This window comes from Mucilaginibacter sp. (assembly GCF_039935595.1).
Classification (GTDB): Bacteria; Bacteroidota; Bacteroidia; order Sphingobacteriales; family Sphingobacteriaceae; genus Mucilaginibacter.
Window position 1 is genome coordinate 1 of the sequence record NZ_JBDTJZ010000011.1, and the last position, 14,184, is coordinate 14,184.

Here is a 14,184-nt window from a genome sequence, read left to right on the forward strand (position 1 = left end):
CATTTAATGAAATTTATATCCCTGATAACTTTACCCACACCAATTTTTTCAGCATCGCCCGTAAACCTGATGGTACATTGTTAGCCGGCAATTATTACGGCGAGGTGATTGAAGCAAAAAGAAGAAGGCTTATTGTAAATAAAAGTAGTAAAAAAGGTAATAATATCTTCAGGCTACGTAAGATACTACTGTCGCAAAATAAAACTTTCACTTTTTCAGATGCGGGTAATTATGTGAATTATTCCAGACAGATTATCGTTCCGGCGTTTGGTCTCTTTTACGGAAAAACAGCAATCAAATATAGTGACAGTATTATATTGGTGGGCAATGTTGGCTACATTGAAAAATTAAACACTATTACAGAAAAGGTTACCCTTTTACACACTGTTGTTAAAAGAGTAACCGCGCTGGCTAAAGCTGTTGACGGAATGGTTTATTATGGGTCGACTGATGGTTTATATAAATATAGTTATAAAAAAGATACGGCCTGGGCGTTAACCGGCAACGGTCCGTTGCTTAGCGAAAGGGTAATGGCCCTGAGCACTACTGCTGATGGCCTGGTATGGATAGCAACGGCCAATAACGGCATTGTAGTGTTAAACCATGATAAAGTAATAGGCCATATTACGGTTAATAACGGTATTATAAATAATTCAAGCCGAAGTATAACGGCTGGCGGACCGGGGCAAATTTGGTTAGGTACTGCTGAAGGAATAAATGTTATTAAATATAAATTGCGTAACAGTACATTAAGTTATACCGTCCAAAACTTGTCTGTCAACGATGGGTTAACGGATAATACTATCAATGAAATGCTTTACCAGGACGATTCTGTTTACGCGGCTACCGGCAATGGTATCTCCATAATACCCATCAATATTTCCATTCCGAAATTCAATATACCGGTACAACTCATACACCTTAACATTAATCAACGCGATACCATTTTAGCAGCAAACTATACACTTGGCTATAACCAGCAAAATATTCAGATGCGGTTTGCGGGAATTGAATTAGGGGGGCATTTAAAAAACTTTCAATACTCTATTGATAAAAATAAAAACTGGATAAATTTAAATGAAAGTACCCTCGCACTTCAATTGAGTGGCGGATACCATACGGTACAAGTTAGGGCGGTTGATGTAAACGGAAACGTGAGCAATAAGATATTGACCGTTAATTTTGATATAGCAACGCCTTTTTGGAAAGCGATATGGTTTTGGCTGATAGTAGCGTTGGTGGCCCAGGCCGGTACCATCTATTTTGTAAACCGTCGCCAAAAGAAAAGAAAAGAAATAAGGCTGGCAAAAGAAATTGAAAATGTGCAAACCGCGGCCCTTGAGCAGCAGGCTTTTACTTCGTTAATGAACCCTCATTTCATGTTCAATGCCCTTAACAGCATCCAGCATTATATGAATATGCGGGACAGGCAGAACACCAACCGTTATTTGAGTGATTTCGCGTCGCTTATCCGTAAAAATTTTGAAGCGGCACAACAATCATTTATACCACTTGAACAGGAAATAGAAAACATAAAAATATACCTGCGCTTAGAGCAAATGCGTTTTAACGACCGCTTTGCCTACCAAATAATAGCTAACGAAAAATTGGATACGGACGAATGGATGGTGCCTACAATGATATTGCAACCTTTGCTGGAAAACGCCCTTCTGCATGGTATCATGCCATCGGCTATAGATGGAAAAATAATTATCGATCTGAAAGAAAAGGATGACGGTTTGCAAATAATTATTACCGACAATGGTATTGGCGTGGCCAATAGTATGGCCCTTAAAGAAGCAACAGGCGCGCACAAAAGTCGTGGTATGGAACTAATAAAAAAACGTATTGCGGCACTAAGCCGGTTTGGTCCACAGGCCATTACTATTTTAATATCTCCCGCGTTTGTAAGCGAAAAGAACCCCGGCAATAAAATCATTCTCTTTGTTCCGCACGAACTTCACAATGCCTGGGTACAAGCCCGGCAATAATAACCACTTTACCGCACACTCATTTATACTGCCCTTACAATCAGTCATTTCGCATATTGGAACAGGCGGGGTTGCCCACTTATTTAATAGCAATTAACTTAACAAAAGCTAAAACCATTATTCATGATTTTTTCCTGGCAAAAGGGGAATAATATATTCGCAATGAAAAAATTTCTTACGATTGTACTTATTGCATTAACCGCACGGGTATTCGCCCAAAACAACCTTATAACGGGTATCAATATTACCTTACCCTCAAATCCTGATGCCAATACCGCAAATTGGATTAACGGAAATTCGTTGTTATTGATCTCCGCTTCTACCCATGTGGTTAACGGGCGTGTGGATCTCTCTGTAGAGGCAAGTACGTTATTGGTGACCATTAAAAAGGATGGCACCAAAGTATGCGGTACCTATACCAGTAATACGGCTCCATCAGCAAGTTTCAATACGATAACAAAGGTATGGAGCGGTAATGGCGCTACAACTTTTTTAGGACAATCCTGCACACTTTCTCCCGGTAATTATGAATTAAGTGTACAATTTTTTAGCTATAACCATTCAACGAGTAAAATGGCTGCCGTAAGTGATGAGAAAACAAAACCTTTTACCATTGTAAACACCACCCAGGCTTACCAGCCGCCGCAAACCTTACAGCCCGTAAACGCGGCATTGTTTACCACTGCCACCATCACTCAACCCATCACATTCAGGTGGACACCGGTTATTCCCGCACCGCAGGGTGTGGTAACCTACCGGCTAAAGATATGGCAATTATTACTTGGGCAAACCGCCACCCAGGCAAAAACGTTGAATACACCACTGGTTAACAAAGACGTTACTGGTGTTACGCAAACTGTTGTTACCAGCCTGATATCGGGGCCACCCCAGCCGCCTTATATAGCTGATTTTGTGTGGACGGTGCAGGCGCTGAATGCCCAGGGGCAGCCCATAGGCAGTAACACCGGTACAAGCAACATGAATGAATTTAGTGTACCTACAGGTACAATAGCGGGGTTGGGATGTGCAACCGTATCAACAAAAGTGTTTAATACGGGGGATGAGATAGGCCTGTCGAATGGTTATAAAGTAAAACTTACCGCCGTACCTACAGGCACCAACACCGCATTAACAGGTACCGGCACCGTTTCTGTAAAATGGCTGGGCCTGCTTAATGTTAAATTTAAGGATATCAAGATCAATGGCGATAATAATTTATGCGAGGGCGCTGTATACACCGATACCGACCCTAATCAGCATTACCCCACCCAATGGGCGGTTGATATATTAAATGACAACAGCGCAGGCTCATGGACAATTAACAGCATAAAACAAATAAGCGGTGAGGTAAAAACAAATAAGCTATTAAAACCGCTGGTGCCGGCAACAAACCAGGTAAATGCTACTTTGGCAGCTCACCCGGTTAACATGCCGCTGGGCTACTTTAAAGGCGGTGATACTACTACTGCTATAGGCATTACCGAAATGATATTCAGGCCGGACTATGCCGAGTTTGAAGCCATAGCCTCATACAATACAAAAGGCTTATTTAAAACCGGCGGTTTTACCGGAACAGATGCCATAGCCCTGAGCGGCAGAGGTATTAAATTTACTGATGCCGGACTGAGCGGCATTACAGGTTCTATCAAGCTTATACAGCCGCTAACTTTTACCTACGCTAACGCCGGTACCGAAAATTTAAAACTCACTTTTAATATAGAAAGCGCCGGGCATATAGGCAATGGCATTGTATTTAGCCCGGCAGCCAACACGTTTTGGATGTATAACCTTGATGTCAACGCGCAATTGCCCAAAGAATGGCTGGTACCAGTTGATAAGACCAAAACCAATGTGGATATGAACTTTCAGCTATCCATAGCGCAGTTTGATGATTTTATATTACAGGGAACCTTACCGGCCTGTATTATACCACATACCAATGGCGTTGGGCTGGAATCAGGGTTGATAGTTTACGACCATTCATCCATAAGCAATGCAAGCGGAATGGTTTTTCCCGCTGGATATGGCGGTAATACCAATACGTTTTTTACCGGGTTTTATCTCAAGAACTTTAAATTCACCCTGCCCGACCAGCTAAGAAGCTATGCGGATACCACTAAAGCGGTACAGGTAACAGCCGAGAATTTAATCATAGACCAATACGGAATAAGTGGCAAGGTTAATGCTTACAATATATTAAATTACCCCAAAGCTAACATAGGCAACCTGGGTGCCAGTATTGATACGGTTAATATAAGCCTGGCCAACAGTGTATTAACCCAGGCATCCATGTCGGGCAAAATTACCTTGCCGCTAAGTTCTTCGGACAATGCAACCCGTGGCATAAATTATTCGGCTTTATTTGTACCCTCCAATTCCGCGACGGGAAACGCGTCGTCTTTAACGTTCGCGCTGCACCCCAACCTGGATATTACCTCCAAATTTCTGGGGGACGGAAAGATACAGATCAATCAGACCTCTTCACTGAACCTCATCTTGTCAAAATCAAGCGCCAATGTGAGGAATATTCAATTAAGCATTGACCTGAACGGGAAACTATATTACCCAACCGGTAAGATCATTGACCCCGGCAGTACTATACCGCTTGACCTCGACTTGTCGTGCGATTTTGAGCATCTGGGTATGACCTATAACAAAAATGCTCAGGAAAGTTTTACATTCGATTCTGGACATTGGTCGTTTGCGAGCCCTCAGAAAAAATTATCGGGTTTTGCGTTTACGATCACTAATGTAAAGCCTAAAATTGAGGTTATTAACCAGACAACCGAAAAGCAATATCTGTTTAAAGGCGGGGTTGAGCTGGATGCCAAGATAAATATCGGCAGCGAAAACTCCAACATCAGCATAAGCGGCGATACTAAGATCGCGTTAACAGGGGCTATTGAATCTTCAAAATATACGCCGCCTGCCACCTCTGCTACCGGGTCAACAAATTCTATAACTAACTTAAATGTACTCACCGCGCAATCACAACTTGCTACCAGTGGTATCCAGCCATCAACTGCCACTATAAGCAGCGCCAGGGCCGATTATGGTTTTTTAACCCAGTTAAAACCGATTTACCTGGGGGTAGAGGTTGACAGCATTAATATAGAATCGCACATGCCAGCGGTATATATTAAAGGTAGTGTTAATTTCTACAAGCACGACCCTGTTTACGGGAACGGATTTAAAGGAGACCTGACCGCGAAATTTACCACGCTTGAACTGGCCATACAGGCAGGAGCCATATTTGGCAACACCAAATATGTCCCGGCAAATAATGGCATAGGTTTTAAATACTGGATGATACAGGCACAGGTTAACCTGCCGCCGCCGGGTATCGTGTTTTTACCTGGTGTGGCGTTCAGGGGCTTTGGGGCAGGCGTTTACAGCCGTATGCACATGACAGTGCCGACCGTGTTTAATCCTACCCAGGCAGCCGCGAGCACATTTGGTGGCGCTATTTTTACGCCCGATATGAATGTAAGCATGGGTTTTAAAGCAAAAGCCATTATAGCCACCACACCGAAAGAAGAAACATTTAACGGCAGCGTAGCACTTTCGGCGCAGTTTAATACCAGCGGCGGCATGGATTTTATTCAGTTTGATGGGATATTTAATTGCGGGGCAAAAATTGGCGAGGAAGTTAAAGCATTTGCCAATGGAACCGTAACCGTTAAATATGATTTTCCTCATAAATTATTTGACATGGGGGCCGGATTGAACTTGAATAACGACGTAATAAAAACCGTGAACCCCATTTATGCGCATTTTTATATTGATGGTTTAAAAAACGAGTGGGCATTTACCTGCGGGATACCAGATAGTTTAAACACAGTAAGATTGTTTAACACCGTTAATGTGAACGAATATTTAATGTTTGGAAATAAAATTCCAATACCTAATGGATTTATGCCGACTACTTTGGCAGGATTACAGAATGCGGGCATTACTAGTCCGTTTGGCCAATCTGCTGTCAGTAGCGAAACAAAAACAGCAAAAGGGTTTGCTTTAGGGGTTGGCTTAAATTTTAGTGGTTCGGGGCATGAGGACGCGTTTTCGATTTCATGTATAGGCGGCAGTTCTTTAACCGCGGGGGCTAAATGGAACTATAACGTAGGCGGCGAATTTGACGCTTCGCTATTGCAATATGATGCAACCCTTTGCCCCGGATTGGGCCACACCGGTTGGCGGATGAAAACACAGGTTGCATTTTATGCAAGTGTTGATGTTAAAGCCTATTACAAGCGATGTAACGGCAAATCAGGGGAGATTGATCTGCTCTCATTTAATGGCGGCGGCTATGCCGGAGCTGAATTCCCTAACCCGTTTTATGCTGAAGGTGCAATAGCGGTAAAAGATGCAAGTATACTTAACGGCCTGATAAAATTTAGCTATCATACTTCTTTTAAAATTGGAGAACCATGTGACGGAGGGCCAGTTGCGGGTACTAATAGCACCGTTTATACACAGCAAAACGAAGCGGACAGCTTAAGTTATTCATTAATTAGAAACATTATCACACCCGGCGGCACTAGCGAGATAGCACGGACCACTAATTTCAGCGTGCTATTAAATTATCCTGCCAACGAGCCATTTGATTTGCAGGAGCAGCAGGCATCAGGGCAAATAAAGGTTAGGACTTTCAGGGCAGTATATACGGCAACTTTAACGAAAGACTCTATTAGTAACGTCGCCCAGTTGGACCCTAATGCTGCCGTACATAATGGCGCCTATTTAGTTAACGATACTGGCAATACCATACCCGCAACTACCAGCCCTGCGTTGCAAAGTAACGGCGCCGTCCTGCATGCCGGGTCGTTTCATCAAACAACCGGCAATGCTGCTAACCATGCAACCCAGCACAATAATAATGCTACAGTGGCTTCATTGGGCGTTAACCACGTTGCCACTCTATTTATATCAAACGATGTCGACCTGACTGATGGCGGTTATGATGCGCTGGGCGCAAAACTTTATGAACAGGCAGCTCTAACAGGCATCGGCACCCTTCACCCCGCCGCTAATGCCCTTAAAGCAAACACAAGTTATAAATTTGCGATAACAGGGGCATAGCAGGAAAAAGTAAACAACGTTTGGCAGGCAGTAAACCATAAAAACACCACCAATCCTGTGAGACAGGTTAAGAGCATGTATTTTAAGACGAATACCGCGGTATTAGCGGGGACAACAACAAGCATCAGATGAGGCGTTTAAAATTTAATGGATAGTAATAATGAAAACAATACTTTTTATACTTCAACTATCAATTGTTGGTGCCACTTGTTTCGCACAGACAGGAAGCGGCCCCAATATTACTATAGCAATAACGGGGCGCGGCTATTCCGACCATATTGTTTTACGATATGCCCCGGCTACGCCCATATTGTTCAACAAAGCAAACATAGTTGGTTATGTAGTAGAAAAAGCCGTTTATAAAGACGGCATTCCGTTTAATGCATTAGTTTACACCCCTCTTAAAGGATCTCCTTTTAAACGATGGAGTGATGAACAATGGGATAAGGCTCTTGAAAACACCGACCCGAGAGATAGTACAAATACCAATTTAGTAGGACTTGCAGCTACTTTTTCGGACCCTGGCGGCGTTGCGGGCTCTGATGATATTTTAAAGGATGGGCTAAAATCTTTAAAAGATCAGAAAGATAAGGCTGATATGCGTTTCGGGTTTGCCTTGATAGCAGCCAACAGAAATAAAACTGCCGCTAGTGGCCTGGCGCTAAGCGTAACAGATAATGATGTCGTTCAGGGGCAAACCTATGTGTACCGTGTTCACATTAACCAGCCGCTTCAGGATGCAGGGAAAGAGACAGCGTTTGCTAAAGTAAAGTGCGCGAATTTTAATGAAAAATACCTTAGAAATGATAAAGCCATAAAATTAAACGAAGGGGATGGAAAAATTTCCTTTTCATTCCCCTCATCCAGGGAATATTATGCATTTACTGTTCAACGTTCGGACGATAACGGAGCCACTTATATAAGACTGTCAAAATTGCCAAAATTAAATTCCGCGTCGAATGGGGATAATAAAATGGGGTTTTCGTACAGTGATACGGGTCTTGTTAATTATAAAAAATATTTTTATAGAGTATTCGTTTCTACCCCTTATGCTGATGAACTACCGTTAGCTGAGTTTACTGGCATACCCAAAGATAAAACACCACCGCTTACGCCATTTTTACGGTCAGCCGATAATATTAGCCCCAAACAAGTTAAATTAACATGGGAAATGAACGGTGAAAAGGGCGGCGATTTAAAAGGCTTTTACGTAAAGCGAAGTAATAAAGAAGACGGTAAATACAATTTGATCTCGAAAGAAATTTTACCTGCAACAGCAAGAAACTATATTGATGGTGGTTTTGATACAGAAGGCAATAATTACTATGTAGTTGAAGCTATTGATACCGCGGGGAACGTTAGTAGTTCGTTCCCTGCTTATGTAACTTTAATTGATAGCATCCCGCCCGCTGTGCCGGTTATTGCTTTAGCAAGAATTGATACCGCGGGTAAAATTCTGATCAAAGTAAAACCTAATGTCGAAAAGGACTTTATTGGTTACCAGCTACTAAAAGCAAATGCTGCCGACCATGAATTTTCGGTAGTAACAGAAACATTTAGGGACAGCCTTGGACGCGCTACATTTACGCTAAAGGATTCGACAACGTTAAATACCTTAACAAAACATATTTACTACAAAGTAATAGCCTTTGATTCGCACTACAACCAATCCATGCCATCAAAGATTATTGAACTTAAAAAACGGGATACCATACCACCTGTAAGCCCGCTGATCACCAATTTCGCCGTTACGGATACCACCGTGGTCCTTGATTTTGCGAACTCGCCCAGCGAGGACGCCGTAAGCAATATCCTGCTAAAAAGAGAAGCAGGAAAAGCAAAATACGACACTGTTTTTATCAACAAAAATATCGGGGTAACCCGTTTTATCGATAAAAAAATTATTGGCGGCAAAGAATATGAATATGCTATGATAGCTAAAGATGACGGCGGCTTATTATCAAAAGCAATTAAAAGCATCATTATAAAAACGTTGCTTAACAACAGGATACCTGCGCCAACTATTCAAGGCGCTTATGACGGTAACATAAAGAAGATATCGCTTTCAATTTTAGTGGATGATAAGCTGAAAAATAAGAAGCTTAAGGTTGAGATATATAAAAGGCCAAATACTACATCGGCATGGATAGCCTATAAAATAATTGATTTTGAAAAGGGGAAGCCCTTTTTAGATGATGTAGAAAGCGGCCAGCAAAACACATACTATACCGTGCGGCTGGTTGATGAAAATAAAAACAATTCAAATTTTAGCAATGAGTTGGAAGTAAATTCTAAATAAAGCAAATATTAAACATAGCCACATAATCGTATTTGATCAGTAAAAATGAATCGTATTACAGCGATATCCGTAGTTGTGCTTTTGTTTCTTGCGTTTAACGCAAGGGCACAAGATAGTACGAAGAAAAAAAAGGTTACACTTACTGGCGATATGGGTGTTTGGTATGAAGGCTATGGGTTGGATAAAGCGCCGGAACAGTCGACCCCAAATTTTTATCAGCCTCGTAAGCCGTGGAACTCGCTTCGTTATTCGTTTAACCCTAACATCACTTATGGTAAATGGAGTATTCCGTTCAATTTTAATTTCAGCGCACTGCAAAACAATTTTATTACTCCGGTTACATCAGGCAAACAAAGCGTATGGCAGTTTTTAACCAACCCGGCCAATAACTTTGGTATAAGCCCTAAAATTGGCACTACCGAAATATTGCTAGGTACGCAAAACCTTCATTACAGCGACTTGAGTACCGGCGACCTCAGTATTTTTGGTTATGGGGTTAACCTATCGCCCGGAAAGTTCAGGTTTAAATTGTTTAACGGCGTATCGCAAAGGCCCATTGATTATGTGGCGCCAACCCTGATACCACCCAATCCGGGCACTATTGGCGCTTACCAGCGCAACCAATGGATGGCGCAGCTTGGGCTGGAAAAAGAGGGAAAATACTTTGCGGGTTTTAACATTGTAAGGATGACCGATAAAATAAATTCGGTTACATCCGCGCCCTTACCACCTATTGATCCGCAGCAGAATGTAGTGATAAGCTTTTTAGCCAATGCCACCACGGGTGATGGCTGGAATTACCATATCGAGCTGGGACAAAGTTTCCATACCACCAACTTAAATACGCCGCTTTCCAACGTACCGGCCCTAGATATGAAGCCTTTTTTAAATTCGCATACCTCTACTAACAAGGATAATGCGGTAATGCTGGCTGTCGCTAAAAAGGGAAGCGATTGGGAAATAGGCACCAAATTTAATTATTACGGTGCCGGTTATTTTACTGCAGGCTACCCTTTTATGACCAATGACCGTATGGAATATCTGGCCAATACTCATTTTAACGCGTGGAAAAAGAAGATAAATGTGGTAGCGAGTATTGGTCAGCGTTTTGGTAATTTGAGCCTTATATCGGGGCCCAATATAACCAAACAGTTAATTGCCAATGCAAATGTGTTTACTCAGTTCAGCGATCATTTTAGCCTCAACGCCAGCTTTAACAACTTTGGCTTTAACTCGGCCGATATTTCGGGCTATAAAAGTGTAAGCAACGAGTTAAGCATTAACCCATCCTATACCTGGAATACCACCACCATGAGTAACCTTATAAGTGCCACCTATACCTGGAGCAAGTATGATGAAACTATTATTATACCGGCATCGGTAACAAATAATAATACCCAAACCGTTTTGCTGTTATATGTCCCAACAATTTTTAATGCTAAAATCAATCCTGATTTTAGCGTCATGTGGTTCCGCAATACGGCTCCGTCAATTAATCTTACCCTGTTGAATGCCTCCGCCGGCATTACATGGAAACCGGGTAAAAAAATAAGTTATAAAGGGCAATTGCAATATAATTTAAGTACAACCGCGCCATTTACTGCAAATAAAAATGGCTTACTTACAGGGGGCTATGACTGGGAAATATATAAAAAGCTTACATGGCAAATGTTAGTGACCATTAATTTATACAAATATGGCACCGAATTGCCGGGAGGTTCATTAACCCCGGTTTATCCCGGCGATCCGCGATATTTGGAGAGTAACATACGAACAGGCTTACAGTACAGGTTTTAATGAACAATACGAACATGAAACTACACCATATATTATTATCATTAGGAATGCTTCTCCTCGTTCAGGTATCGCAGGCGCAGATCAGCCTGAACTTGGCTTTAAATCCCAGGCCGCAGCCACGGCTGGCCGACTGGGGTAATCCTATTAATGGTGTGATGGTCATCTCTTTTATGCAGAGTACAATACAGATTGATCCAGCTATAAAAATAAAAACTACCCTGCTTGATCAAAATGGCGGCACTATCGGTATATCCAATATTAACGCGGCAAGGGTATATATGTTAAAACAGGGCGTAAATCAATTCAGTATAGCCGACGCGCTGCAACTGCAAAATTTAATACTATACGGAAGCGCAAGAACACTACTGCAACGTACCGGACGCTTAGCTGCCGGCCAATATCAGTTAATGGTTGAAATAACCAATACTGCCGGCGATGTGGTGAGGACAAATCAAAGCAAACCGTTTTTTGTAACATCATACCAATTGCCTGTTTTAATGCAGCCTGCCAACGGAACAGCATTGGATGCCCATATAGCACAAAGCGTGATCGTTTTTAGGTGGACGCCATTAATACCCGGCTACCAGGAGCTTCCCACTTACCGGATACAGGTATTTGAAATTTTGCCGGGACAAACGCCTATGCAGGCTTTTAGAGGCAACCGCCCTGTACTGGATGACGAAGCTATAAAAGGAGCTACGCAATTGGTATGGCGGCCAAGCCTGCCCATGATTGACTCTACCGCAAACCGGCAGTTTATATGGACGGTACAAACCCTGGATATGAATGGAATACCGATACCAACCGAGGATATGAATGTACAGGGAAGAAGCGAACCGGCCATTTTCAATATCGTGAACCATATAGGCGCAATAGACACACACAAAAAGAATGAGAGTATAATAAAGCAATGATGAAACGCGCAATTTATATAATCTTCATGAGCTGTTTTACTTTGCAGTTGTTTGCCCAGGTTGATACGGGCAAGAAACCGTCTACACTGGTTTTTCATGTTTTTTATGATGATTTTAAAACAGCGCACCTGATACATACCACTTCGCTGATACATGTACTAAGCGATAACCTTTGGAGCAATATTAGCGATGCGCAAATGGGTTTTGGCGTTAATTATCTCAGGGGGATTAAATCCAAAATTGACTTCATTGCAACCGTTGACGGCAGTTATACCGACTACCTGTTTAAAAGCGATACCTATAACGGCACCAGCGAATTTTTATTGGATGCTAATGCGGGATTTAACTTCAAACTGCTTACCGATGATCATCCGGTTGTACCCTATCTTTCAGGCGGCGCGGGCATCTCTGCCTATAAAGGAAAAATGGGTTTCTATGTTCCGGTGGGTGCCGGGCTGCAATTCAATTTGTTTAAGGAAGCCCTCGTTTTTGCCAATATGCAATACAAGCGCGGGCTGACTTCGTTTGTAACTAATTATATCCAATACAGCATAGGTGTAGGCGTGAGCATGGATAAGAAGAAAAAAGCTGCCCCATCTATGGCTATTGTTATCCCCGAAAAACAAGTAAAAGCAGCAGAACCAGTGGTGGTTGCACAAGAAATAAAAACACCCATTAAAAACTTGGTGATAAAGGTAACCGATGAACTGACCGGATTGCCATTGTCGGGAGTTGAAGTATCTGTTACCGGCTCTGGCGGTAAAGCAAGCGCTGTTTCTGGTCCGGACGGTAAGGTCGCTTTTAGCAATATACTTGCAGCTAATTATAGCATAAGCGGACTGCTTCACAGTATTAATACGAAAGTACAGAAGCTTTCAAAAAGCGATTTTGACGTTCAGGGAACGGACATTAATATAAACATCTCTCATAACGACCCGCGCTTCACCTTGTCGGGGCGTGTAAGCAATAAAAATACAGGTAACCCCGAAAGCGGTGTAACTGTTAATCTTGTTAATACCACTCAAAATACCTCTGTCGACATGCAGGATGGGCTCGCTGACGGTACTTTCAACCTGCAATTAGACGGGGGCAGCGATTTCACTGTTTCGGGCAAAAAGGCCAGTTATATTTCAAACATTGAAAAAATAAGCACCAAAGGGCTTACCCGCAGTAAAACCCTGTATGTAAATTTAGAATTAGCAATTGAACAGGCTCTTCCGGATAAAGCTATCAGACTATCAAACATATACTATGATATTGGAAGCACTAAAATAAGGGCCAGCGCCTCATCAGATCTTGAGAAACTGGTGAAGTTTTTAAATGATAACCCGGGCCTAAAGATCGAAATTGCATCGCATACGGACAGTCGTGGAAGTAAGGCTGCAAACTTAAAACTTAGCCAGGCCAGGGCACAGGAGGTGGTTAACTACCTGCAAAAAAATGGTATCAGTAAATCCAGACTTATCCCAAAAGGTTATGGAGCAACAAAATTGGCTAATGGCTGTAAAGCGGGCGTAAAATGTACCGAAGCGCTACATAAGCAAAACAGGAGGACCGAATTTAGGGTGACGACTAATTAGTAGGCCGGCGAATTTCGTGGAAAGAGGTTTAATTCTTTTACGACAGAAATAACTTGCTGATTATTAGCAAGTTATTTCTTTGTGGCAGGGAGCAGTATCGAACTATGGAAAATATTATATATTAGATACTTACCGATTTCTTAAAAACGCCTATAAAAAAGCCTTGAAAAGTTCGATTTTCAAGGCTTTTTGCTGATTATGTACCCAGGGCGGGAATCGAACCCGCACTCCTTTGACGGGAACAGGATTTTAAGTCCTGCGTGTCTACCAGTTCCACCACCTGGGCAGTAATTATATTCTCTCAGATCGAACCCGCACTCCTTTAATGGGAACCCCGAATTAAATCGGGGCGTGTCTATCAGTTCCACCATCTGAGCCTAAAGTCTTAATCCCGTTGAAAAGATTTAACTTTTAAAAATAAATCCCTTCTTGTGGAAGGGATTTGAGCGAAAGACGAGATTCGAACTCGCGACCCCGACCTTGGCAAGGTCGTGCTCTACCAACTGAGCTACTTTCGCATATTT

At 42.3% G+C, this 14,184-nt stretch carries 6 protein-coding genes and 2 tRNA genes; 6 read left to right on the plus strand and 2 right to left on the minus strand.

Annotated features, from left to right (window positions below):
• From ABI367_RS00480 to ABI367_RS00505, 6 genes are all read left to right on the plus strand, one after another.
• Window positions 1-1,991, plus strand: a 1,991-nt coding sequence (locus ABI367_RS00480; protein ID WP_462228293.1) for a sensor histidine kinase, incomplete at its 5' end; no start/stop codon positions are given.
• A gap of 162 nt (window positions 1,992-2,153) precedes the next feature.
• Entirely contained in the window at window positions 2,154-7,070 is a 4,917-nt protein-coding gene (locus ABI367_RS00485; RefSeq protein WP_462228294.1) for a hypothetical protein, read from the plus strand.
• Between the two features lie 160 nt (window positions 7,071-7,230).
• Window positions 7,231-9,369 carry a hypothetical protein gene (locus ABI367_RS00490; protein WP_462228295.1) on the plus strand — a complete coding sequence of 713 codons (2,139 nt, stop codon included), beginning with the start codon at window positions 7,231-7,233 and terminating at the stop codon, window positions 9,367-9,369.
• 45 nt (window positions 9,370-9,414) lie between these two features.
• Window positions 9,415-11,166 carry a hypothetical protein gene (locus ABI367_RS00495; protein ID WP_462228296.1) on the plus strand — a complete coding sequence of 584 codons (1,752 nt, stop codon included), beginning with the start codon at window positions 9,415-9,417 and terminating at the stop codon, window positions 11,164-11,166.
• 14 nt (window positions 11,167-11,180) lie between these two features.
• A complete protein-coding gene (locus ABI367_RS00500) occupies window positions 11,181-12,080 on the plus strand; it encodes a hypothetical protein (protein ID WP_462228297.1) in 900 nt (299 codons plus the stop codon).
• Window positions 12,081-12,106: 26 nt separating this feature from the next.
• The gene (locus ABI367_RS00505) at window positions 12,107-13,660 is read left to right on the plus strand and encodes an OmpA family protein (protein ID WP_462228298.1); all 1,554 of its coding nucleotides are present in this window, start codon (window positions 12,107-12,109) and stop codon (window positions 13,658-13,660) included.
• 201 nt (window positions 13,661-13,861) lie between these two features.
• On the opposite strand, the gene ABI367_RS00510 is transcribed toward ABI367_RS00505, so the two are convergent.
• Both ABI367_RS00510 and ABI367_RS00515 read right to left on the minus strand, forming a co-directional pair.
• A tRNA-Leu gene (locus ABI367_RS00510) sits at window positions 13,862-13,946 on the minus strand.
• A 159-nt stretch (window positions 13,947-14,105) separates the two neighbouring features.
• A tRNA-Gly gene (locus tag ABI367_RS00515) sits at window positions 14,106-14,178 on the minus strand.
• Between the last annotated feature and the right edge of the window lie 6 nt (window positions 14,179-14,184).